The organism is Bradyrhizobium daqingense (assembly GCF_021044685.1).
In the GTDB taxonomy this organism is placed as follows: Bacteria; Pseudomonadota; Alphaproteobacteria; order Rhizobiales; family Xanthobacteraceae; genus Bradyrhizobium; species Bradyrhizobium daqingense.
Genome location: NZ_CP088014.1, coordinates 290,887 through 314,588 on the forward strand (window position 1 = coordinate 290,887; position 23,702 = coordinate 314,588).

The window sequence follows — 23,702 nt, forward strand, 5'->3', positions numbered from 1 at the left end:
CCTACATCGGCCGCACTAGCACCGCGGGTCCCTTGACCATGGTGACGGCGAAGAACAGCACCACGAGCACGCCGAGCGCCAGCGCGATGGCAATGGAGCGCTGACGACGGCTCTTCCGTTGCGCCTCGGTGAGGACGATTCCATCTGGCTCGGGTTTGTCGGCCATTCCTGCCTCATGCGCCCCATGCCACCGGAGCAAGCGCCCGGAACACGACCTCGGCCAGCAGGGTCGCGAACAGCGCGAACAGGTACAGGATCGAGAAGGCAAACAGCTTGCGGGTCGCACGCAGCGACTGGCTGCGCTCGCGGCGCATGTAGACGTTGATCGCGAGCACCAGCATGCCGGCACCGAGGATCAGCGAGACGATGCCGTAGACGGCATCGAAATAGCCGAGCGCCCAGGGCGCGGCGGCGACCGCGATCAGCACGATGGTGTAGAGCAGGATCTGGAGGCGCGTCGCATCGGGGCCGGCGACGTTCGGCAGCATCGGAATGCCGGCGCGCGCATAGTCGTCGGAGCGGAACAGCGCCAGCGCCCAGAAATGCGGCGGCGTCCAGAAGAAGATGATGGCGAACAGCAGCAATGGCTCGACGTCGACCGTGCCGGTCACCGCGGCCCAGGCCACCACCGGCGGCAGCGCGCCGGCGGCGCCGCCGATCACGATGTTCTGCGCGGTCCAGCGCTTCAGCCACATCGTGTAGATCACGACGTAGAAGAAGATGGTGAAGGCGAGCAGGCCGCCTGCGATCCAGTTGACGAGGATGCCGAGGGTCATCACCGAGAAGAAGGCGAGCGTCAGGCCGAACGCCATGGCTTCGGGCCGGGTGATGCGGCCGCGCGGGATCGGCCGGTTCGCGGTGCGCGACATCTTGGCGTCGATGTCGCCTTCGAGCGCCATGTTGAGCGCGCCCGAGGCGCCGGCACCGACCGCGATGCAGAGCAGCGAGGTGATCGCCAGCACCCAGTGGAAATGTCCGGGCGCCATCGCCATCCCGACCAGCGCGGTGAAGATCACCAGCGACATCACCCGCGGCTTGAGCAGCGCGATGTAATCGCCGACCTCCGCTTCGGAGACTCGGGGATTGATGTCGATGGCGTGGTGGTCGAGGACGGACACTTAATTCAACTCGCTTCGTGATAGAGCCGCGGCGCCCGTCAAGGCGCCGCGGAGGATGGCTTACTGCACGCGGGGCAGCACTTCGAACTGATGGAAGGGCGGCGGTGAAGACAGCGTCCACTCCAGCGTGGTGGCACCTGCACCCCACGGATTGTCGCCCGCCGGCACCTTCTTCATGAAGGCGTCGAGCACGCAATAGAGGAAGATCAGGACGCCGAAGCCGGAGATGTAGGAGCCGAGCGACGAGATCAGGTTCCAGCCCGCGAACGCATCGGGATAGTCGACATAGCGACGCGGCATGCCCGACAGGCCGAGGAAGTGCTGCGGGAAGAACACCAGGTTGACGCCGATGAAGGTGACCCAGAAGTGCGCCTTGGCCAGCCCTTCATTGTACATGTAGCCCGACATCTTCGGGAACCAGTAGTACCAGCCGGCGAAGATCGCGAACACGGCGCCGAGCGACAGCACGTAGTGGAAGTGCGCGACGACGTAGTAAGTCTCCTGGAGCACGCGGTCGACGCCCGCATTCGCCAGCACGACGCCGGTGACGCCGCCGACCGTGAACAGGAAGATGAAGCCGACTGCCCAGATCATGGGCGCGCGGAATTCGATCGAGCCGCCCCACATCGTGGCGATCCAGGAGAAGATCTTCACGCCGGTAGGGACCGCGATTACCATGGTGGCGGCGACGAAATAGGCCTGCGTCGCCGAGGACATGCCGACCGTGTACATGTGGTGCGCCCACACCACGAAGCCGATGCCGCCGATCGCGACCATGGCGTAGGCCATGCCGAGATAGCCGAACACGGGCTTGCGCGAGAAGGTCGAGACGATCTGGCTGACCATGCCGAAGCCGGGCAGGATCAGGATGTACACTTCGGGATGGCCGAAGAACCAGAACAAATGCTGGAACAGCACCGGATCGCCGCCGCCCTCGGGCGCGAAGAACGTCGTGTGGAAATTGCGGTCGGTGAGCAGCATGGTGATCGCACCGGCGAGCACCGGCAGCGACAACAGCAGCAGGAACACGGTCACCAGGATCGACCACACGAACAGCGGCATCTTGTGCAGGGTCATGCCGGGCGCGCGCATGTTGAAGATGGTGGTGATGAAGTTGATGGCGCCGAGGATCGACGAGGCGCCCGCCAGATGCAGCGACAGGATCGCGAAGTCGACGGCCGGGCCCGGATGACCGGAGCTCGACAGCGGCACATACATGGTCCAGCCGGCGCCGACGCCGTTGGCGCCCGGCTCACCCTCGACGAAGGTCGACATCAGCAGCAGCGCGAAGGAGGCCGGCAGCAGCCAGAACGAGATGTTGTTCATGCGCGGGAACGCCATGTCAGGCGCGCCGATCATCAGTGGCACGAACCAATTGCCGAAACCGCCGATCATCGCGGGCATGACCATGAAGAAGATCATGATCAGGCCGTGCGAGGTCACGAAGACGTTGTAGGTGTGCGCCTCGTGGAAGATCTGCACGCCCGGATACATCAGCTCGGCCCGGATCGCGATCGACATCGCGGCACCGATGATGCCCGCGATGACCGCGAAGATCAGGTACATCGTGCCGATGTCCTTGTGATTGGTCGAATAGACGTAGCGCCGCCATCCGGTCGGATGGGCGTGCTCGTGGTCATGCGCGTGATCGCCGTGTGCCGCTGCGCTCGTTGCCATTTTCAAATCCTGCCTTGCGTCCCGTTCGGACCTGATGCGGTCCCGCCCTTCATGGCGCTTTCAGTCCCCAGAGCCTCCGCCCGGCGCTTACTGCGTCGGGCCGGCCGCGGAGGCGTAGGTACTGGTGCCGCCGCTCGCATACTTCTTCTTCGCCGCCTCGACCCAGGAGGCGAACTCCTGGTCGTCGACCACGCGGATCGCGATCGGCATGAAGGCGTGATCCTTGCCGCACAATTCCGAGCACTGGCCGTAATACATGCCGGTCTTGGTGGCCTTGAACCAGGTCTCGTTCAGCCGGCCCGGAATGGCGTCGATCTTGACGCCGAAAGCCGGCAGCGCAAAGGCGTGGATGACGTCTGCGCCGGTAACCTGGACACGAACCACCTTGTTCACCGGCACGACCATCTCATTGTCGACTCCGAGCAGCCGGGGCTGCTTGTCCTGGGCCATCAGCGAGTCGAATTCGAACTTGCCGTTATCCGGATAGGCATAGGACCAGTACCACTGCTTGCCGGTCGCCTTGATGGTCAGGTCCGCCTTGGGAATGTCGAGCTCGAGGAACAGGAGGCGGAACGACGGCACCGCGATACCGACCAGGATCAACACCGGAACCAGGGTCCACACCACCTCGATCAACGTGTGGTGCGTGGTCCGCGACGGCACCGGATTGGCCTTCGCATTGAACTTGACGACCACGATCACGAGCAGCGCGAGAACGAACAGCGTGATCAAAGTGATCAGCACGAACAGGAAGTTGTGGAACCAGACGATGTTGTCCATCACCGGGGAGCCGGACTCCTGAAGCGTCCATTCCCATGGCTTCGGTTGCCCGAGCTCGGCATAAGCCGCGCCGCCCGTCGCCAGCGTCAGACCCGCCACGGCCAATCCCAGCAACTGCCGCCCCATCCGGCCCATCGACATCCTCATGCCGTTCGCGCTCCCCTTACGAAATCACCCCGAATGCATTCCCCTGAGTTGCGGGAAACGCTTATTCGATCCGCCCGTCTGCCAAACCGCCGCTCAAGAATACCTCTAAGAGGAACTGGGGCCAGATCGCTAGAACGCCGAAATCAAGCCTCTCAAACCATAATTCTTGATCTATCGCAATGCAGTCTTGGGCCTCATCTGCCACGCGTCACCCGCAAGATATTTCCTAGTAACATCAGACAAAAATACCGTTTCCCGGCATGCTGCGGCTTGACAGCGAAATTGCCCGCGGTAGGCACTGGCAGACAGCCGCGCAGAAAGCTGATTCGTGCGGGCGATGGCGGTGCGCGGCGGCGCGGAATTTGCTTGGGAATTGCCTTCAAGACGCCGTCATTCCCGTATCAGTCCGCCGGGCGCGAGCGACCCAGGCGAGCAGAGGGACCGACCCGATGGGGCTTTCGAGATGCACGGCACGGCGGGCTGGCCGCCCCACGACGCTGGCCGCCCTGCTGGCGGCGATCGCCGTCCCGGCGCTGCCCGGCCTTGCCCATGCGCAGGGCGCGGTGCGCTCCGTCCACGGCGACTGGCAGATCCGCTGTGACACCCCGCCGGGCGCCCAGAGCGAGCAATGCGCCCTGATCCAGAGCGTGGTGGCGGAGGACCGCTCCAATGCCGGCCTGACCGTCATCGTGCTGAAGACCGCCGACCAGAAGAGCCGCCTGATGCGCGTGGTCGCGCCGCTCGGCGTGCTCCTGCCCTCCGGCCTCGGTCTCAAGCTCGACAACCAGGACGTCGGCCGCGCCGGCTTCGTGCGCTGCCTGCCCAATGGCTGCGTCGCCGAAGTCGTGATGGACGACAAGCTGCTCGGCCAGCTCCGCAGCGCCAAGACGGCGACCTTCATCATCTTCGAGACGCCGGAAGAAGGCATCGGCTTCCCGCTCAGCCTGAACGGGCTCGGCGAGGGCTATGACAAGCTGCCGTAGGACGGCCCGACAGCCGACGCACGATCCTATTGTTTCCGTAATGTGAGGCTTGGCACCCTCGCGGAACCGGTGCGAAACCATTATCTTGCCCCACAGCCCCCGATAATGGACGGACGCATGACGAACCCTGCCACGACCTCCCTGCTCGACCGCGCCAATCTCGACCGCGACCAGGTTCGCAACGAGGTCGCGCGCGGCCTCGCCGGTGCCGACGACGGCGAATTATTCCTGGAGTACAGCCAGACCGAAGCGCTGATGTTCGACAATGGGCGGCTGAAGCAGGCGACCTACGACACCTCGCAGGGCTTTGGGCTTCGCGCCGTCAAGGACGACGCAGTCGGCTATGCGCATTCCTCCGACGTGTCGCTGCCGGCGCTGATTCGCGCCGCTGACGCCGTCGCGGCCGTGCGCGGCGGCTATTCCGGCAGCTTCGCCGCGCCGCCGGCGCATACCAACGTCCGCCTCTATGGCGACGACAATCCGCTCGATGCGCCGGGCTTCGAGACCAAGGTCAAGCTGCTCGCCGAGATCGACGCATATTTGCGCGACAAGGATCCGCGCGTGCGGCAGGTCAGCGTCAGCCTGGGCGCGACCTGGCAGGTGGTCGAGATCCTGCGGCCGGACGGCGAGAGCTATCGCGACATCCGCCCGCTCGTGCGCGTCAACATCTCCGTCGTCGCCGGCCAGGGCGACCGCCAGGAGAGCGGCAGCAAGGGCTATGGCGGACGCGCCGGCTATGCCGAATTCATCGAGAGCAAGAACTGGCGCGACGCCGCCGACGGCGCGCTACGCGAGGCGCTGGTCAATCTGGAATCGATTCCGGCTCCGGCCGGCGAGATGGACGTGGTGCTCGGCGCCGGCTGGCCCGGCGTGATGCTGCATGAAGCGGTTGGCCACGGCCTCGAAGGCGATTTCAATCGCAAGAAGACCTCTGCCTTCGCCGGCCTGATGGGCCAGCAGGTCGCGGCCAAGGGCGTCACCGTCGTCGACGACGGCACCATCGCCTCGCGCCGCGGCTCGCTGTCGATCGACGACGAGGGTACCCCGACCAACCGGACCGTGCTGATCGAGGACGGCATCCTGGTCGGCTACATGCAGGACCGCCAGAACGCGCGCCTGATGAACATGAAGCCGACCGGCAACGGCCGTCGCCAGGGCTACGCCCACGTGCCGATGCCGCGCATGACCAACACCTACATGCTCGCGGGCGACCGCGATCCCGCCGAGATTCTCGCCTCGGTGAAGAACGGCGTGTTCGCCGCGAATTTCGGCGGCGGCCAGGTCGACATCACCTCGGGCAAATACGTGTTCCAGTGCACTGAGGCCTACAAGATCGAGAACGGCAAGATCGGCGCGCCTCTCAAGGGCGCCATGCTGATCGGCAACGGGCCGACCGACCTGCACCGCATCCGCATGATCGGCAACGACCTCGCGCTCGACACCGGCATCGGCACCTGCGGCAAGAACGGCCAGGGCGTGCCTGTCGGCGTCGGCCAGCCGTCGCTTCTGATGGAGCGCATCACGGTGGGGGGGACGGGCGCATGAGCGTGGAAGAAGCATGAGCGTGGAAGAAAAGGTCACTGTCACCCCCAAACGAAAGAGCAGCGGCTGGGGCGGTCAGTTGGTGCAGCTCGCCGGCATCGTCGCCGCCGTGTTCATCGCCAAGGGCGCACTCGCCGAGCCGTTCTACGTGCCGTCGGGCTCGATGGAGCCGACGCTGCTGATCGGCGATGCGCTGCTCGCCTCGAAATTCCCCTATGGCTACGGCACCTCGTCGCTGCCGATCCAGATCAACCTGCCTGAGACCGGCCGCGTGTTCGCGGAGACGCCAAAGCTCGGCGACGTCGTCGTCTTCCGTTGGCCCGGCGATCGCTCGCAAGCCTGGGTCAAGCGCGTCGTCGGCCTGCCCGGCGACCGCATCCAGATGCGGCAGGGCCAGCTCTTCATCAACGACCGTCCCGCCGAGCTGAAGCCGGATGGCGTTGGCGCTGCCGAAGACGACAATGGCGGCACCGAACCGGCCTATCGCTATGTCGAGACGCTGCCGAACGGCGTCTCGCACCTGATTTTCAAGATGCGCGACAACGGGCCGCTCGACAACACGCCGGAAATGACGGTGCCATCAGGCCACCTCTTCGTGCTCGGCGACAACAGGGACAATTCCGCCGACAGCCGCGTGCCGCTGCGCTCCGGCGGCGTCGGCCTGCTGCCGATCGACAATCTGGTCGGCCGTGCGGATGCCGTGCTCGGCTCCTGGGATCTCGGCATGCGCAGTCAGCCGGTATGGACCTGGCTCTCCGGCTTCAGGCTCGCGCGGTTCTTCACCGCCGTGCATTGAATGAAGCGTCGACCGTGTCCTGGCGTAGTGTGATGGTGGGCACGGCGCGCGAAGAGCGCGCCTTTGCCTACCCTACGATTTCCGATGACACGCGACGAATTCCTCGCTCTCGCCCTGCAAAGTCCCGTCAACGCCGCGATCATCGATGAGCTGCGCCGGCTGGCGCTGCCGGATGCGTGGCTGGTCGCAGGTTGCCTGGTGCAGTCGGTGTGGAACGCGCTCACGGGACGCCCGATCGATTACGGCATTGCCGATTACGACGTGTTCTATTTCGATGCCGACACGTCGTGGGAGGCGGAGGACGCGGTAATCCGCACCCTGCATGCGCGGCTCGGCCATCTCGGCGCCAAGGTCGAGATCCGCAACCAGGCTCGCGTGCATCTGTGGTACCCCGACAAGCACGGCCTTCCCTATCCGCCGTTGACGCGCTCGACCGATGGCATCGACCGCTTCCTCACGGAGAATACGCAGCTGGGCATCCGACCTGCCGACGGTGATTTCGAGGTCTATGCGCCGCACCGATTCGACGACGTCGCGAGGCTGATCGTGCGCCCCAATCGGGCGCTGAACTTTTCCGCCGCGAATTACGCGGCGAAGACTGCGCGATGGAAGGCGCTGTGGCCGGAGATCACGGTGATTGCGGCGGAGTGAGAGGCCGTATGGTGGGCATGCCCACCACTTCTCGTGGCGACTGCGGAGGGATGGTGGGCACGGCGCTTTGCGCCTTTGCCCACCCCACGGCACCTGCGTCCGGGGCACAGACCTATCGCACCACGCCCGACGTGAACCCCGCCTTGCGCCGGGGCGGCTTGATGTCCTTCTTCAGGAAGCAGCGCGCCTCGCGGCCGGTGTAGCCGGGGCGAGCATAGGTGAAGGCGCGGCATTTGTTGTCGGCGGTGCAGGCGGCCTTGCAGGCCTCCTCGCCTTCGCCGCTCTTGAGCTCGAAATTGCGGAGATCCCCGCCCGGGCGGTCGATCGACGTTTCCACGCCCTCGATACGCGGCTCGATCACGCCGGCCCCGCGTACGCCGGAGATGCAGCAACTGCCCGGAATGCGTGCCGGCACCGTGTTCTTGAGCCAGCAGACGGCCGAGCCGCCCTCCACATCCGGATAGTTGAAGCTCCAGGAGCGGCAGCGGCGGTCACGCTCGCACAGCAGCGCGCAATCCTCGGGATCGCCGGAGGTGACTGGCGTGCTGAAATAATCGCCACCCGGGCGGTCGAACGCCGTCTGAGCCCGCGCAGGCACGCTCGCGCACACGAGCGAAAGCAGCGCGGCGCATGCCACGACGCTTGCCAGGACCTTTGCGATGACACCGCGCAGGCGGCCCTTCCCCATCGGAACAGCTTTCGAGTTATTGACGACGCTCAGGTTTTTTGAGCCGATCATTTGATCGCCGCAAACCTGTACGGCCGATGAACGGCTCAAGTCCCCGTCGTTGGCCCTGTTCTAGAAAGCGTATTCCGCGTAGGCCGGTTCCACCGAGCCCTTCCAGGGACCATTAAACTTGTCGAGCATCTCCTCGGCCGGGGTTCGGCCGGAATCGATGATACGATCGAGCGGCTCCAAATGCCGGGTCTCGTCGCGGCCGAGCTGGTCGATCCGGCCACGCCGGCGCAGGCCGGCATGCGACAGAACGAGGCACTCCTTGGCGATCTCGAAGAGATAGCGATCCTTGATCCGCGACTTGAAGCCGAAGCGCGGCACGTCGTCGCGCAGGGCTTGGCGCTCATGCGCGGTCCAGTGCTTCACGATCTCCCAGGCGGCATCGAGCGAGGCATCGTCATAGAGCAGCCCGACCCAGAACGCCGACAGCGCCGGCAGCCGGCCCCACGGGCCGCCATCGGAGCCGCGCATCTCGAGATAGCGCTTGAGCCGGACTTCCGGGAAGATCGTCGAGAGGTGGTTGGCCCAGTCCGACAACGTCGGACGCTCACCGGGAAGGTTGTTGTTGCGGCCGTCGAAGAAGGCGCGGAACGAGGAACCCGATACGTCGATATAGTGCTCGCCGCGCTTGACGAAATACATGGGCACGTCGAGCGCGTAGTCGACATAGCGCTCGAACCCCATGCCGTCCTCGAACGCCCACGGCATCATGCCCGAACGCGCATTGTCTGTGTCGCGCCAGATCTCGGAGCGGAAGGAGAGAAAGCCGTTTGGCTTGCCCTCGGTGAACGGCGAATTGGCGAACAAGGCCGTCGCGACCGGCTGAAGCGCGAGCGAGACGCGCAGCTTCTTGACCATGTCGGCTTCGGAGGAGAAGTCGAGATTGGTCTGCACCGTGCAGGTCCGGTACATCATGTCGAGGCCGTATTGACCGACCTTCGGCATGTAATTGGTCATGATCTTGTAGCGGCCCTTGGGCATCACCGGGATGTCCGCACGCGACCAGGACGGCGTCATGCCGAGCCCGAGGAAGCCGATGCCGAGCGGGGTTGCGATCTCGCGCACCTGCGCCAGATGCGCCATCAGCTCGCTCTGGGTCTGGTGCACGTTCTCGACCGGCGCGCCGGAAAGCTCGAACTGTCCGCCGGGCTCGAGCGAGATGGCACCGCCGCCGGTGACGTCGTAGAGGCCGATGATGTTGCCCTGCTCCATGATCGGCTCCCACCCGAGCAGGAGCTTCATGCCCTCGAGCAGCGCGCCGATGCCGCGCGCGCCCTCGTACGGCACGGGACGGTGCCCCTCGAGCGTGAACGGCGTCTTCTCGTGCTCGGTGCCCATGCGGAATTCGGACGGGTCCTTGCAGCCGGCCTCGAACCACGCGACGAGCTCGTCGCGCGATTGCAGTGGTGTCATGTCGATCTGGTCTCGCGCCATATCAAACTCTAATCAAAAGCGCTTCGACCGAACGCGCGGGTGACGGGGAGGGTCCGCGAGCCCACCGGGCGCGCGGACGTGCTGGTTTGCCGCGATCATCGCGACGGTGTGCTTTCGCTGACGTTGGCGACGGGCGGCAATTTCATCTCGCCGCACGAGCAGCCCAGGCGATCGAGCAGCGTGCTGAGCTTGACGGCGTCGGCATCCGACAGCTTCGAACCGACATGTTTCTCGATTGCCGCCGAATAGGCCCCCCACATCCGCTTCTGCAACTCGCGGCCGGCTTCGGTGATCTCGACGAACTGGCCGCGCTTGTCGATCTTGCATTCGCGCCGCGAGGCGAGGCCTTCGTCGACCAGGCGGTCGATCAGCCGCGAGGTCGAATATTGCGGGATCAGCATCTGGCGTTCGAGCTCCACCGGCCGCAGCTCGCCGGAAGGAGCGCGGGACAGTTCAAGCAGCGCGTCGTACCAGGCCAGCGGCGGGAACCCCGCCTTCTTCAGGTCCTGCTCGACGCAATCGAGCACGCGGCTCTGCACTCGCATCAGACGGATCCAGGCCGAAGTCGCCTCGGTCGATGGTTTGCGTTTCATGGTCCCGCTCAAGCTCGTCGCCCGCTCTTTACCCCACTCGATGCACCTGCATCAATCTTGCTATTCAATGCAGGTGCATGTAGTCGTTTCTTTCGTCTCGACCAAGCCGTCACGAGAAGGAAATTCCATGAAACTGTAATATTCGTCCGGCGCCTGCTCCCTACCCCTCATCGCGCTCCTGGAAGCCGGCCCGCCCTACGAGCTGGTCAAGGTCGATATCCGGGCCAAGAAGCTCGAAAACAGCGGGGATTATCTGAAGCTGAATCCCAAGGGCCAGGTCCCTGCGTGAGGCCTCGACGCGGCGAGATCGTGGCTGAAGGGCCGGTGATTGTCCAGATGATCGCCGACCCGCGCATCAGCCAAGGCGCTGCCCGCCGCTCGCGGCAGTTCCAAGCCCTGGCAGCGCTGAAGAAGAAGGGCGGGTCCAGGCGAACTGAGCGCTGGCAAGGCGCAACAGGCAAAAGGCCCGGGTCGACGATCCGCCTTCTTGAACCATTCGATCGACGACGACGTCGAAGGAACACCTCCACGAGACACTTGCCTCATGAACATGATCGTCCTCATGACCGCCGCGGGCGCGCCGCTCGCGATGCTTGGCTTGTCGACGCCGGCCGCGCCGGAGCGCAATTGCATCTTCATGATCCATCCGCAGATCACCCCGGCCGTGTTCGAGAGCAAGGAAGGCAAGATCGTCTTTCCGGACCGGCCGACCGAATATCCCTGCCGCTACGCCAAGACGAAGAGCGGCGCGGACGTCGCCTTCACCAACCAGAATGGCTGGCGCTTCGAGGTGCGCATCGGCCACGGCGACGAAGGCAATTGGAAGGCCAGCCTCGTCGAGGATGCGGTATCGGGCCGCGCCTTCTCGCCGTTCGGAGAGAGCAAATAACGAGGGCAAATAAAAAGGCCGGATCGATGATCCGGCCTTTTGTTGCTGCGGAGCCTCGATGCTTCGTCAGGCCGCCGCCTTCTTCGGCGCGAAGCGGCCGTAGAAGGTCTCGCCCTTCGCGGCCATCTCCTCCAGCAGCTTCGGCGGGGTGAAGCGCGAGCCGTATTTCGCTTCCAGCTTGTGGCAGAGCTCGACGAACTTCTTGGTGCCCATGAAGTCGATATAGGACAGCGTGCCACCGGTGAACGGCGCAAAGCCGAAGCCGAGGATCGAGCCGACATCCGCCTCGCGCGGATCGGTGATGACGTGATCCTCCACGGTGCGCGCGGCTTCCACCGCCTGCACCACCAGGAAGCGCTGCTTCAGCTCCTCGATGTCGAGCGTATCGGGGTCGAGCTGCTTCGGCTGCAAGGCTGACAGCCCCGGCCACAGGCTCTTCTGGCCCTTGCCCTTCTCGGGATAGTCGTAGAAGCCCTTGCTGTTCTTGCGCCCCAGACGGCCCTGCTTCTCGACCATCTCCACCATCAGCTTCTTCTGATCGGGGTTGATGGCGTTAGGACCGAGGTCGGCTTCGGTGGCCTTCATGATCTTCAGACCAAGGTCGAGCGCGACCTCGTCCGAGAGCGAAAGCGGGCCCACCGGCATGCCGGCCATCTTGGCGCAATTCTCGATCATCGCCGGCGGCACGCCTTCCAGGAACATCTCGTTGCCTTCGGCGACGTAGCGGCCGACGCAGCGATTGGCGAAGAAGCCGCGGCTGTCATTGACGACGATCGGCGTCTTGCCGATCTGACGGACGTAATCGAGCGCGGTGGCGAGCGCGAGATCTCCGGTGTTCTTGCCCTTGATGATCTCGACCAGCATCATCTTCTCGACCGGCGAGAAGAAATGGATGCCGACGAACTTGCCCTGATCCTTGAAGCTCTCGGCCAGCGAGGTGATCGGCAGCGTCGAGGTGTTCGACGCGAAGATCACGTCGGGCTTGAGGTATTCCTGCGCCTTGGCGAAGGTCTCCGCCTTGACCCTGCGGTCCTCGAACACGGCCTCGATGACGAGGTCGACGTCCCTAAGCGCAGCGTAGTCCGCGGTCGGCGTGATGCGTGCGAGCAGCGCTTCGGCATCACCCGGCTTGGCGCGGCCCTTCTTGATCTGCTCCTCGATCACCTTCTGCGCATGCGCCTTGCCCTTGTCGGCGCTTTCCTGATCGCGATCGATCAGGACGACGTCGAGGCCGGCGCGGGCCGAGACGTAGCCGACGCTCGCGCCCATGAAGCCGGCGCCGATCACGGCGATCTTCTTGACCTTGGTGGCGGGCACGTCCTTCGGACGGCGCGCGCCCTTGTTGAGCTCCTGCATCGAGAGGAACAGGCTGCGGATCATCGCAGCCGCTTCCTTCGAGCGCAGCACCGAGGTGAAGTAGCGCGACTCCACGCGCAGCGCGGCGTCGATCGGCAGCTGCAGCCCCTCATAGACGCAGCTCATGATCGCGCGCGCGGCCGGGTAGTTGTCGTAGGTCTCACGGCGATAGATCGCGTTGCCGGCCGGGAACATCATCATGCCGGCCTTGGAGAACACCGGGCCGCCGGGCAGCTTGAAGCCCTTCTCGTCCCAGGGCGCGACGGCCTTTCCGCCGCCCTTGATCCAGTCCTTCGCAGCCTTGATGAGATCGGCGGCGGGAACGATGGCGTGGATCAGGTTCAGCGCCTTGGCCTTGTCGACGGTAACCGGATCGCCCTTGAGCAGGATCGTCATGGCGTCCTGCGGCGGCACCAGGCGCGGCACGCGCTGCGTGCCGCCGGCGCCGGGGAACAGGCCGACCTTGACCTCGGGCAGGCCGAGACGCGTCTTGGGATTCTCGGCCGCCACGCGATAGTGGCAGCACAGCGTGATCTCGAAACCGCCGCCGAGCGCGAGGCCGTTAATCGCGGCGGCCCACGGCTTGCCCGAGGTCTCGATCGACCGCAGCACCTGCGAGAAGCGGCGGCTCTGGTCGAACAGCATCTGGTTCGCTGCAGTCTCGCCCTGCTCCTTGAGAACCTTCGCGTAAGCCTGGTTCATGCCTTCGAGCATGGAGAGGTCGGCGCCGGCGCAGAACGCTTCTTTCGCCGAGGTGATGACGACGCCCTTCACCGCGGCATCGGCCGTGGTCGCCTTGACGATCGCATCGAGCTCGCTGGTCGAGGTCTCGTCGAGCACGTTCATCGAGCGGCCCGGGATGTCCCAGGTGACGAGCGCGATGCCGTCGGAATCGGTCTCAACCTTGAAGTTCTTGTACGACATTTGGTTGCTCCCTACCCTTAGACGCGCTCGATGATGGTCGCGGTGCCCATGCCGCCGCCGATGCACAGCGTGACCAGGGCGGTGGATTTGTTGGTGCGCTCGAGCTCGTCGAGCACGGTGCCGAGGATCATCGCGCCGGTCGCGCCGAGCGGATGGCCGAGCGCGATGGCGCCGCCATTGACGTTGATCTTGGCGTTGTCGATGTCGAAGGCCTGGATGTAGCGCAGCACCACCGAGGCGAAGGCCTCGTTGAGCTCGAACAGGTCGATGTCCGACTTCTTCATGCCCGAGCGCGCGAACAGCTTCTCGGTGACGTCGACCGGGCCGGTCAGCATCATCGCCGGCTCCGAGCCGACATTGGCGAACGCGCGGATCTTTGCGCGCGGCTTCAGACCATACTTGCTACCCGCTTCCTTGCTGCCGAGCAGTACCGCGCCGGCACCGTCGACGATGCCGGAGGAATTGCCGGCGTGATGCACGTAATTGACGCGCTCGATCTCCGGATGCGACTGCACCGCGACGCCGTCGAAGCCGCCCATCTGCGCCATCATCGTGAACGACGGCTGCAGCTGCGCCAGCGACTGCATCGTCGTCGAGGGACGCATGTGCTCGTCCTTGGCGAGGATGGTGAGGCCGTTGATGTCCTTGACCGGCACCACCGACTTGTTGAAGCGGCCCTCGTCCCAGGCCTTGCCCGCGCGCTGCTGGCTCTGCACCGCATAGGCATCGACGTCGTCGCGCGAGAAGCCGTATTTGGTGGCGATCAGATCGGCCGACACGCCCTGCGGCATGAAATAGGCCGGCACCGCCATCGAGGGATCCATCGGCCAGGCGCCGCCGGAGGCACCGATGCCGACGCGGCTCATCGATTCGGCACCGCCGCCGATCACGAGCTCATGCTGGCCGCTCATCACCTGCGCGGCGGCGAAGTTCACGGCATCGAGGCCGGAGGCGCAGAAGCGGCTGATCTGCACGCCGGGCACGGCTTCGCCGAGACCGGCCTTCAACGCGGCAAAGCGCGCGATGTCGGAACCGGCTTCGCCGACCGGATCGACCACGCCGAGCACGACGTCATCGACCGAATCCTCGGGAAGGTTGTTGCGGTCCTTGAGCGCCTTGAGAGGCACGGTGGCGAGCGCGAGCGCGGTCACTTCGTGCAACGCGCCGTCGGCTTTGCCGCGGCCACGCGGGGTTCGGACGTGGTCGTAGATATAGGCATCTGCCATGGGAGCCTCCTGATTGCAGTTATCTTGGTGACGGCCGCTGCGCGGTCGCGATCATTCTTGGGGCGAAAGACTCAGAACGCTTCCGCCGGCAATTCCATGATAGTGGCGCAGCCGGCCTGGATGCGCGCGAGATTGGCCGCGGTCTCCGGCAGCATCCGCTCCATGAAGAAGCGGCCGGTGACGAGCTTGGTCGAGAGATAGGGCGTCGCCCCGCTCTCGGCAATCTTCGCCTGCGTCACCTTGGCCATCTTCGCCCACATGTAGCCGAGCGCGACGAAGCCGAAGAGATGCAGGTAATCGGTGGCGGCCGCGCCCGCATTGTCAGGCTTGGCCATCGCGTTCTGCATCAGCCAGGTCGTGGCCTGCTGCAGGTGACCCAGCGAGGTCGAGAGCGGGGTGATGAAGGGCTTGAGCGCCTCGTCGCCGCCGTTTTCCTTGGCGAAGGCCATGACCTCGCCGAAGAAGGCCATGATGGCGCGGCCGCCGTCGCGCGGCAGCTTGCGGCCGACGAGGTCGAGCGCCTGGATGCCGTTGGCGCCTTCATAGATCATGGCGATGCGCGCATCGCGCACGAACTGCTCCATGCCCTGCTCAGCGATGTAGCCGTGGCCGCCATACATCTGCTGCGCCTGCACCGCATTGGCGAAGCCGTAGTCGGTGAGGAAGCCCTTCAGCACCGGCGTCATCAGGCCCATGTGGTCGTCGGCGGCCTGGCGGTCCTTCGGGTCCTCGGAGCGGTGGGCGACGTCGCTCTTGAGCGCAGTCCACATCACGAAGGCGCGCGCCGCTTCGTTGAAGGCGCGGATCGAGAGCAGCGTGCGGCGCACGTCGGGATGCACGATGATCGGGTCGGCTTGCTTGTCCGGCGCCTTGGCACCGGTGAGCGCGCGGCCCTGGATACGCTCGCGGGCATAGGCGACGGCGTTCTGATAGGCGACCTCCGACTGCGCGAGGCCCTGCACGGCGACGCCGAGCCTCGCCTCGTTCATCATCACGAACATGCCCTGCATGCCCTTGTTCTCTTCGCCGATCAGCCAGCCGGTGGCGTTGTCGTAGTTCATCACGCAGGTGGAATTGCCGTGGATGCCCATCTTGTGCTCGATCGAGCCGCAGACGACGCCGTTGCGCTGCCCCACCGAACCGTCGGCGTTGACCAGGAATTTCGGCACCACGAACAGCGATACGCCCTTGATACCGGCCGGCGCGCCCTCGATGCGGGCGAGCACGAGGTGGATGATGTTGTCGGCGAGATCATGCTCACCGGCCGAGATGAAGATCTTGGTGCCCGTGATCTTGAAGCTGCCGTCAGCCTGACGCGCCGCCTTGGTGCGGAGCATGCCGAGATCGGTGCCGCAATGCGGCTCGGTCAGGTTCATGGTGCCGGTCCATTCGCCCGCCACCATCTTCGGCACGTAGGTCTGCTTCTGCTCGGGCGTGCCGTGCACGAGAAGCGCCGCGGTCGCGCCCATGGTGAGGCCGCCATACATCGAGAACGCCATGTTGGCCGAGATCTGGAATTCGTTGACGGCCTGGGAGAGCGTCACCGGCAGACCCTGACCGCCGAACTCGGTCGGCGCCGACAGACCGAGCCAGCCGCCCTCGGCGACCTGCCTGAAGGCGTCCTTGAATCCCTTTGGCGTGGTGACGCTGCCGTCGTCCGCGCGCTTGCAGCCTTCGAGATCGCCGACGCGGTTGAGCGGCTGCAGCACCTCTTCGGCGAGCTTGGCGGCCTCGCCGAGGATCGCCTCGCGGACGTCGCTCGACGCATCGGAGAACCCAGCCAGATTGTCGTAGCGGTCGATCTGGAAGACGTCGTTGAGCAGAAAGTTCACGTCTTCGACGGGGGCTTTATAGATCGGCATGGGGGTCTCCCGGCGTGGCCTGGTAGGATGATGTGGGGCTTATGATTGTGCGGCGGCAAGCTGCTCCGCCATCAGGCGGTGCAGCATGTTGATCGCCTTGAGCGGACGCACCATCACCTTGAAATGGGTGATGCGTCCCTCGGCATCGAAGCTGATGATGTCGACACCGTTGATCTCGATGCCGTCGATGACGTTCTTGAATTCGAGCACCGCACCATTGTCGCTGCGCCATTCACCGACATAGGTGAAGCCGGGGCCACCGAGCACCTTCTCGGCGCTGGAGAGATATTTGAAGGTGATGTCGCGGCCGCGCTGCGGTGAATGCACCACGGGGCTTTCGAACACCGCATCGGGGTGCAGGAGGTCCCAGAGCGCGGCGCGGTCGTGAGACTTCATGTAGGCGTACCAGGAATCGAGGCCGGTCATTCTCAGATGCCTCCCTAGGCCAAAGGGCAAGTGCGAAAACAACCCCATGCACAGTAGCGATGCAATTGATTTAGCTTGATTCTTTCAGTCGAGCCGTGGGCCCGCCCGCAAGTCGCCTCATATGCACATTGACGCATATGCGCCGATGCGCATAAAGTCAAGCAGATTGGTCAGACGTGAGACAGGAGGCCGGTCATGGCACTGGGCGACGCAATCCTCGCATGCCTGACGGAACGTCCGATGACGGGCTACGAGCTCGCCAAGACGTTCGATTCCTCGATCGGCTTCTTCTGGAAGGCCGACCACCAGCAGATCTACCGCGAGCTCTCCAAGCTGCGCGACCGCGGCTACATCCAGGGCCGCGAGGTCGTGCAAACCGGAAAGCCCAACAAGCTGGTTTATACGCTTACCCCGGAGGGCCGAACAGCGCTGCGGCACTGGGCCGCGCGGCCAAGCACGCCAGCCTCGACCAAGGACGACCTGCTGGTCCGCCTCCATGCGCTCGACAGCATCGACATCGAGCCGCTGCGCACCGACCTGATGGCCCGCCTGGAGCACCATCGCGATCGCCACGCCAACTACGAGCGCATCCTGAAGAAGCGTTTTCCGGACGGCACTGCGGAGGGTCGGCTCGATCTTGGTAACCTGCTTCTGCTTCGCCTTGGCGCCCGGCACGAGCAGATGGTCGCCGATTTCTGCGAAGAGGCGCTTGCGGCGCTCTCGGCGATGAGCGGCAAGGCCACGGTGGTGTCGATCGAGGACGGCAAGCGCGAGAAGGGCTGAGGGCCTCTCTGCATCGTCATGGCCGGGCTTGTCCCGGCCATCCACGACCTTTCGCATGGCATCGAAAAACGTGGATGCCCGGGACAAGCCCGGGCATGACGAACATCGGTACGCGCCCCCTCAGTTCCCTCTGCCCAACTTTAAGACACCCCGCCCAGCATTCCTTAACCCGTTATTTACCGTAACAGGAAAAAGTCGGTTTTCGAGGCAGACGACCCGCGCCAAATTCGATTGTCTTTGCAACCGGCACGCGTGGGGAGGCTGGAGGCGCCGGGTGGGGCGCCGGAGTCGGAACCGGACAGAGTCATGAATTCGCGCGTATCGTGGAGTGTTGACGGCATCGATCCATCCGTTCGGGAGCGGGCCGAAGCTGCTGCGCGTCGCGCCGGAATGTCGCTCAACGATTGGCTGAACTCCACCCTCGGCGACACCGCCCCGCCGAACTTCCGCGGACCTCACGACCAGCGTCCGCACCACATGCCGCAAGCACCGAGCCAGGAGAGCCGCGAAGTCGCGGACATTCATCAGCGGCTCGACGCGATCACCCAGCAGATCGAACGAATCTCGAAGCCCGCGCCGCGTCAGGACCCTTCACGACAAGATGCCGCGCGCCCGGACGTCTCGCGCGAGCAGGGCGTCGCGCGCCAGCTGAACGATGCGATCTCGCGGCTTGATGCGCGGCTGTCGCAGATCTCGAAGCCGCAGCAATCCCACCAGCAGCCGCATCAGGCCCCGCGGCCGGCGCCCTCGCCGGTCGAGACGCGCCAGCGCCAGGCCGATGCGGTCGAGCGCGCGGCCGCCCAGGTCTATCGCAGCTCGCCTCCCCTAAGCCCTGCATCCTTCGACGTCGCGGTCGCCGAGATCACGGCGCGACAGAGCGAGCTCGACGGGTTTACGCCGAGGCAGATGCCGCCGCGCGCCGCGCCGCCGATTGCGCCCGCGCCAGCTGCCTTCGCCCCCCCGATGGCGCCGCCTGCCGCCGCCTACGCGCCGCCGCCCCCGCAGCCGGGACCGGATTTCTCGACGCTCGAGCGCCATCTGCTCAAGATCACGAGCCAGATCGAATCGCTGCAGCGGCCGGACAATACCGAGCAGGCGATCGCGGCCTTCCGCAGCGAGCTCGCCGAAATCCGCACGGCCATCACCGAAGCGATGCCGCGGCGCGCGATCGAATCGATCGAGAACGAGATCCGCTCGCTGCATCGTCGGATCGACGAGACGCGGTCCAACGGCACCGACGGCCAGGTTCTCTCCGGCATCGAACGCGCGCTGTCCGACATCAAGCAGGTGCTGCGCACGCTGACGCCGGCCGAGCAGCTCACCGGCTATGACGAGGCGATCCGCAATCTCGGCGCCAAGCTCGACCTGATCCTGCGCGCCAATGACGATCCCTCGACCGTGCAGCAGCTCGAAGGCGCGATCTCCGCGTTGCGCGCCATCGTCTCCAACGTTGCCTCCAACGAAGCGCTCGCGCGCCTGTCCGAGGACGTGCAGCTGCTGTCGTCCAAGGTCGACCAGATCACCCGCGCCTCCGGCCACAGCGACAGCTTCGCGGTTCTGGAGCAGCGCATCGCGGCGCTCACCGCCGCGCTGGAAACACGCGAGCGGCCGCAGCCGGCCGAGAGCACCGAGCATCTGGAAGCCGCGATCCGGGCGCTGTCGGACCGCTTCGACCGCATGCAGGTCGGCAACGATTCGGCCTCGACCTTCGCCCATCTCGAGCAGCGCGTCTCCTATCTGCTGGAGCGGATCGAAGCTGCCTCCGATCCGCGCAACGGCAATCTCAGCCGCGTCGAGGACGGGCTGCACGACATCCTCAGGCACCTGGAACGGCAGCAGGCCACCTATTCCGCGCTGGCCGAGAGCCGCAGCTCGGCGCCGCCCGATTCCGGCATGGTCGATCTCGTCAAGCGCGAGCTCTCCGACATCCGCTTCAGCCAGGCCGAGACCAATCGCAGCACCCAGGACTCGCTCGACGCGGTCCATAGCGCGCTCGGCCATGTTGTCGATCGCCTCTCCATGATCGAAGGCGATCTGCGCGCCGTGCGTAGCGCGCCGCCGGCCCCTGCCCCGCAGCCGATGGCGATGCCAATGGCGGCTCCAATGGAGCCGGCGCCGATGGCGCGCGAGCCACGGCCGCAGGCACAGCAGCCGAAATACGATCCGAAGCCCGAGCTGCCCAATCCCGCCGCCGCGCAAGCAGCGCAGGCCGCCTTCGTCGCCGCGCCACGCGACTTCCACGCCGCCACCCCGGCCGCACCGCCGCCGGTGCCTGCGGCCCCGCAAGTCGCGCCGCCCATGCCGCCGCGCGCGATCAGCGAGATCCTGGAGCCGCACACCGCGCCTGCGCGCGCTGCGCTGGCGCCGGAATTGCCGCCGGATCATCCGCTCGAGCCGGGCACCCGTCCGGGCGGGCGCGCTGCCACGCCGTCGGAGCGCATTGCGGCGTCCGAAAGCGCGATCAGCGACATTCCCGCCGCGCCGAAAGAACCGGTGTCGTCGTCGAGCTTCATCGCCGCCGCCCGCCGGGCGGCTCAAGCCGCCGCCGCAGCGCCGCCCGAGAAAGCCGGCCGCGCCGCCAAGGCGTCGGCGAGAGGTGGCAAAAATAAAGGCCAGGAAGGCGGCTCGACCATCACGTCGAAGATCCGCTCGCTGCTGGTCGGCGCGAGCGTGGTGGTGATCGTGCTCGGCACCTTCAAGATGGCGATGAACCTGCTCGACGGCGGCAGCCCGCCGGCGCCGCAGGCGATGCAGAATGTCCCGAGCGACCCGGTATCGCCCGCCCCACCGCCGCCCCCGGTCGAGACCAAGCCAGCCGCGCCCGAGCAGATCACGCCGTCGATGTCCTCACCGACGCCGATCGGACGGCAGTCGCAGAACAATGCTGCGCCGGCGCCCGCTCCCACTCCGGGCAACTCGGCCTCGGTCGAGATTCCGCCGGCGCCTGCCGCGGCCCCGCCGCCTGCCTCCAGCGACGTCACCGGCGCGCTGTCGGGCACGAGCCGAGCCAAGCTCGGCCTCATCCAGGTGCCGCCGAGCGAGAAGCTGCCCGAGGCCATCGGCGGCCCCGCCTTGCGCACCGCCGCGATGAAGGGCGATGCGACGGCGGCCTACGAGATCGGCATGCGCTTTGCGGAAGGCAAGGGCGTCGCCACCAACTATGACGAAGCCGCCAAATGGTACGACCGCGCCGCGCAGGCCGGCGTCGTTCCCGCGACCTTCCGCCTCGGCACGCTCTACGAGAAGGGCCTCGGCGTGAAGAAGGACGCCGACATCGCCCGCCGCTACTACACGCAGGCCGCCGAGCGCGGCAACGCCAAGGCGATGCACAATCTCGCGGTGCTCGATGCCGATGGCGGCGGACGCGGCGCCAATTACAAGAGCGCGGCGCAATGGTTCCGCAAGGCCGCCGATCGCGGCGTCGCCGACAGCCAGTTCAACCTCGGCATCCTCTATGCCCGCGGCATCGGCGTGGAGCAGAACCTCGCCGAATCCTACAAATGGTTCAGCCTGGCAGCCGCGCAGGGCGACACCGATGCGCCCGGCAAGCGCGACGACGTCGCCAAGCGTCTCGACTCGCAATCGCTCGCGGCCGCCAAGCTCGCGATCCAGACCTTCAGCGCCGAGCCGCAGCCCGACGATGCCGTCAACGTCATGACCCCGCCCGGCGGCTGGGACAGCGCGCCGCAGGCGGCCGCAAAGCCGGCGCCAAAAGCGGTCGCGACCAAGCGCTCGGCTTCCGCGGCGCATTGATCCCTTCTCGCTCCTCATGGTGAGGAGCGCGCTCCAGCGCGCGTCTCGAACCATGCAGGCGTGGCTGCCGATCCGGGCCTCGCCCTTCGAGACGCCTGCTGCGCAGGCTCCTCAGGGTGAGGAGATAATATCCTGCTGGATCACTCATTCACCACGCCCGAAATTCCCGGTCCCTCATCGCGCCGAATTCCGCTATTGAGGGACGCGGCAATCGTTCCGCTTCCCGCGAGCATTCCGCGTTAGTCGATCCGTCCCGCCGGCGCGTGGTTCAATGCAGCTTTACCTTCCGATCGCCGATCTTCCGGTCAATGTCTTCCTGGTGCTCGCCATGGGCGCCGCGGTCGGCTTCGTGTCCGGCATGTTCGGGATCGGCGGCGGCTTCCTGATGACGCCGCTTCTGATCTTCATCGGCATCACGCCGGCGGTCGCGGTCGCCTCGGTCGCCAGCCACATCGCGGCCTCCTCCTTTTCGGGCGCACTCTCCTACTGGCGGCGGCGTGCGATCGATCCGGCGCTGGCGAGCGTTCTCTTGTGCGGCGGCGTGACCGGGACGACGCTGGGCGTGTGGACCTTCACCCAGCTTCGCGCGCTCGGGCAGCTCGACCTCATGATCGCGCTGTCTTACGTCGTGCTGCTCACCACCGTGGGCAGCCTGATGTTCTCCGAAGGCCTGCGCGCCCTGATGCGGACAAGGCGCGGCGCGCTGCCGCCGCGCCGCACCCACAATTGGATCCACGGCCTGCCGCTGAAGATGCGGTTCAAGCGCTCCAAGATCTATCTGTCGGTGATCCCGGTCGTCATCGTCGGCACAATCATCGGCTTCATCGGCGCCATCATGGGCATCGGCGGCGGCTTCATCCTGGTGCCGATCATGATCTATCTGCTGCGGGTGCCGACCTCGACCGTGATCGGGACCTCGATGGTCCTGACCGTCGTCACCATGCTGTTCGCGACCATGCTGCACGCCGTGACCAATCATCTCGTCGATGCCGTGCTGGCGCTGATCCTGATGGTCGGCGGCGTCACCGGCGCGCAGTTCGGCGCAAGGGCCGGCCAGAAGATCCGCGGCGAGCAGCTGCGGCTGCTGCTCGGGCTTCTGATCCTCTCGGTCGGAATCCGCTTCGCGGTCGAGCTGGTGATCCGCCCCGCGGACCTCTTCACCATCCGTGAGCTGGGGGTGACCGGATGACGCGCGTGCTTCTGGCAGCTCTTCTCGTTCTTCTGGTCTGCGGCGCAGCGCGCGCCGAGCGGCTGATCGTGTCGGTCTCCAACCACCGCGTCACCGTGACGCCGAACTATTCCGGCGAGGAGCTGGTGCTGTTCGGCTCGGTCGAGAAGGATGCGTCCACGCCGGCCGATCGAACCAATTACGATCTCGTCGTCACCGTGATGGGCCCGCGCGCCGACATGGTGACGCGGCGGAAGGAACGCACCTTCGGCATCTGGATCAACACCGACTACCGCCAGTTCCTGGAGGTGCCGAGCTATCTGGCGCTGTTCGCCAACCGTCCCTTCGATGCCATCACCTCGCCCGAGGTCGCGCGGCGGCAGCAGATCGGGCTCAACAACGTGCTGCTGACCCAGCGCGTCAGCGGCGACTATGCCGACGTGGTGCCGAACGATGCATTCCGCTCCGCCTTCATCCGCCTGCGCACCCAGCGCGGGCTCTATCGCGAGGATGCGGGCGCCGTGACGTTCCTGACGCCGACGCTGTTCCGCACCGGCATTCCGCTGCCGGGCGAGGTGCCGATCGGCACCTATGAGGTCGAGATCAAGCTGTTTGCCAACGGTGCGTTCATCGGCAAGACCGAGACCGCGTTCGAGATCGTCAAGATCGGCTTCGAGCAGTTCGTCGCCACCAGCGCGCGCCACCACGGCCTGCTCTACGGCCTCGCCACGGTGGCGATGGCGCTGATGTCGGGATGGATGGCGTCGATCGTGTTCAGGAAGGATTAGCCGCCGTCCGTCATTGCGGGGGGCGAACCACTCACTCACCGTCATGGCCGGGCTTGACCCGGCCATCCAC

General features: G+C 65.7%; 20 protein-coding genes and 1 pseudogene. 10 read left to right on the top strand and 11 right to left on the bottom strand.

What is annotated here, in order from left to right; translation table 11 throughout:
• Position 1: 1 nt before the first annotated feature.
• The 4 genes from LPJ38_RS01355 to coxB all read right to left on the bottom strand — a co-directional run bounded on the left by LPJ38_RS01355 (position 2) and on the right by coxB (position 3,722).
• Positions 2-166, bottom strand: a complete 165-nt coding sequence (locus LPJ38_RS01355) for a hypothetical protein (protein ID WP_060737279.1) — start codon at positions 164-166, stop codon at positions 2-4.
• A gap of 7 nt (positions 167-173) precedes the next feature.
• The gene (locus LPJ38_RS01360; RefSeq protein ID WP_145630681.1) at positions 174-1,118 is read right to left on the bottom strand and encodes a heme o synthase; all 945 of its coding nucleotides are present in this window, start codon (positions 1,116-1,118) and stop codon (positions 174-176) included.
• Between the two features lie 60 nt (positions 1,119-1,178).
• The gene (gene ctaD, locus LPJ38_RS01365; protein WP_145630680.1) at positions 1,179-2,795 is read right to left on the bottom strand and encodes a cytochrome c oxidase subunit I; all 1,617 of its coding nucleotides are present in this window, start codon (positions 2,793-2,795) and stop codon (positions 1,179-1,181) included.
• Between the two features lie 87 nt (positions 2,796-2,882).
• On the bottom strand, positions 2,883-3,722 hold the full coding sequence (gene coxB / locus LPJ38_RS01370; RefSeq protein ID WP_008541246.1) for a cytochrome c oxidase subunit II: 840 nt from the start codon (positions 3,720-3,722) through the stop codon (positions 2,883-2,885).
• A 449-nt stretch (positions 3,723-4,171) separates the two neighbouring features.
• Here coxB and LPJ38_RS01375 point away from each other — a divergent pair, with 449 nt between their 5' ends.
• From LPJ38_RS01375 to LPJ38_RS01390, 4 genes are all read left to right on the top strand, one after another.
• Positions 4,172-4,705 (top strand): invasion associated locus B family protein, encoded by a 534-nt coding sequence (locus LPJ38_RS01375; RefSeq protein WP_145630679.1) that lies wholly within the window; start codon positions 4,172-4,174, stop codon positions 4,703-4,705.
• Between the two features lie 117 nt (positions 4,706-4,822).
• Positions 4,823-6,250 carry a metalloprotease TldD gene (tldD, locus tag LPJ38_RS01380; RefSeq protein WP_008541242.1) on the top strand — a complete coding sequence of 476 codons (1,428 nt, stop codon included), beginning with the start codon at positions 4,823-4,825 and terminating at the stop codon, positions 6,248-6,250.
• Positions 6,251-6,263: 13 nt separating this feature from the next.
• Positions 6,264-7,043: a signal peptidase I gene (gene lepB / locus LPJ38_RS01385; protein ID WP_145630678.1), complete on the top strand. Its 780-nt coding sequence runs from the start codon at positions 6,264-6,266 to the stop codon at positions 7,041-7,043.
• 84 nt (positions 7,044-7,127) lie between these two features.
• A complete protein-coding gene (locus LPJ38_RS01390; RefSeq protein ID WP_145630677.1) occupies positions 7,128-7,694 on the top strand; it encodes a nucleotidyltransferase family protein in 567 nt (188 codons plus the stop codon).
• A gap of 112 nt (positions 7,695-7,806) precedes the next feature.
• Here LPJ38_RS01390 and LPJ38_RS01395 read toward each other — a convergent pair whose 3' ends face one another.
• The 3 genes from LPJ38_RS01395 to LPJ38_RS01405 all read right to left on the bottom strand — a co-directional run bounded on the left by LPJ38_RS01395 (position 7,807) and on the right by LPJ38_RS01405 (position 10,457).
• The gene (locus LPJ38_RS01395) at positions 7,807-8,382 is read right to left on the bottom strand and encodes a PAN domain-containing protein (protein ID WP_145630926.1); all 576 of its coding nucleotides are present in this window, start codon (positions 8,380-8,382) and stop codon (positions 7,807-7,809) included.
• Between the two features lie 111 nt (positions 8,383-8,493).
• Positions 8,494-9,864, bottom strand: coding sequence for a glutamate--cysteine ligase (locus LPJ38_RS01400; protein ID WP_145630676.1), 1,371 nt, complete (start codon positions 9,862-9,864; stop codon positions 8,494-8,496).
• 95 nt (positions 9,865-9,959) lie between these two features.
• Positions 9,960-10,457: a MarR family winged helix-turn-helix transcriptional regulator gene (locus LPJ38_RS01405; protein ID WP_145630675.1), complete on the bottom strand. Its 498-nt coding sequence runs from the start codon at positions 10,455-10,457 to the stop codon at positions 9,960-9,962.
• 169 nt (positions 10,458-10,626) lie between these two features.
• Here LPJ38_RS01405 and LPJ38_RS01410 point away from each other — a divergent pair.
• Positions 10,627-10,860, top strand: a pseudogene (locus LPJ38_RS01410) (glutathione S-transferase N-terminal domain-containing protein); the annotation flags it as partial.
• 141 nt (positions 10,861-11,001) lie between these two features.
• Positions 11,002-11,346 (top strand): hypothetical protein, encoded by a 345-nt coding sequence (locus LPJ38_RS01415; protein WP_145630674.1) that lies wholly within the window; start codon positions 11,002-11,004, stop codon positions 11,344-11,346.
• Between the two features lie 66 nt (positions 11,347-11,412).
• On the opposite strand, the gene LPJ38_RS01420 is transcribed toward LPJ38_RS01415, so the two are convergent.
• The 4 genes from LPJ38_RS01420 to LPJ38_RS01435 form a co-directional block, all read right to left on the bottom strand.
• Positions 11,413-13,626, bottom strand: a complete 2,214-nt coding sequence (locus LPJ38_RS01420; RefSeq protein WP_145630673.1) for an FAD-dependent oxidoreductase — start codon at positions 13,624-13,626, stop codon at positions 11,413-11,415.
• Positions 13,627-13,643: 17 nt separating this feature from the next.
• Positions 13,644-14,852, bottom strand: a complete 1,209-nt coding sequence (locus LPJ38_RS01425; protein ID WP_061850639.1) for an acetyl-CoA C-acetyltransferase — start codon at positions 14,850-14,852, stop codon at positions 13,644-13,646.
• Between the two features lie 71 nt (positions 14,853-14,923).
• A complete protein-coding gene (locus LPJ38_RS01430; protein WP_145630672.1) occupies positions 14,924-16,714 on the bottom strand; it encodes an acyl-CoA dehydrogenase C-terminal domain-containing protein in 1,791 nt (596 codons plus the stop codon).
• Between the two features lie 39 nt (positions 16,715-16,753).
• Positions 16,754-17,140, bottom strand: a complete 387-nt coding sequence (locus LPJ38_RS01435) for a nuclear transport factor 2 family protein (protein WP_145630671.1) — start codon at positions 17,138-17,140, stop codon at positions 16,754-16,756.
• A 195-nt stretch (positions 17,141-17,335) separates the two neighbouring features.
• Here LPJ38_RS01435 and LPJ38_RS01440 point away from each other — a divergent pair, with 195 nt between their 5' ends.
• The 4 genes from LPJ38_RS01440 to LPJ38_RS01455 all read left to right on the top strand — a co-directional run bounded on the left by LPJ38_RS01440 (position 17,336) and on the right by LPJ38_RS01455 (position 23,632).
• Positions 17,336-17,923 (top strand): PadR family transcriptional regulator, encoded by a 588-nt coding sequence (locus LPJ38_RS01440; protein ID WP_145630670.1) that lies wholly within the window; start codon positions 17,336-17,338, stop codon positions 17,921-17,923.
• 306 nt (positions 17,924-18,229) lie between these two features.
• A complete protein-coding gene (locus LPJ38_RS01445; protein ID WP_167520373.1) occupies positions 18,230-21,676 on the top strand; it encodes a tetratricopeptide repeat protein in 3,447 nt (1,148 codons plus the stop codon).
• Between the two features lie 271 nt (positions 21,677-21,947).
• The gene (locus LPJ38_RS01450) at positions 21,948-22,865 is read left to right on the top strand and encodes a sulfite exporter TauE/SafE family protein (RefSeq protein ID WP_145630668.1); all 918 of its coding nucleotides are present in this window, start codon (positions 21,948-21,950) and stop codon (positions 22,863-22,865) included.
• Positions 22,862-23,632, top strand: coding sequence for a TIGR02186 family protein (locus LPJ38_RS01455; protein WP_145630667.1), 771 nt, complete (start codon positions 22,862-22,864; stop codon positions 23,630-23,632). The genes LPJ38_RS01450 and LPJ38_RS01455 overlap by 4 nt, the downstream gene beginning before the upstream one ends.
• Positions 23,633-23,702 lie beyond the last annotated feature (70 nt).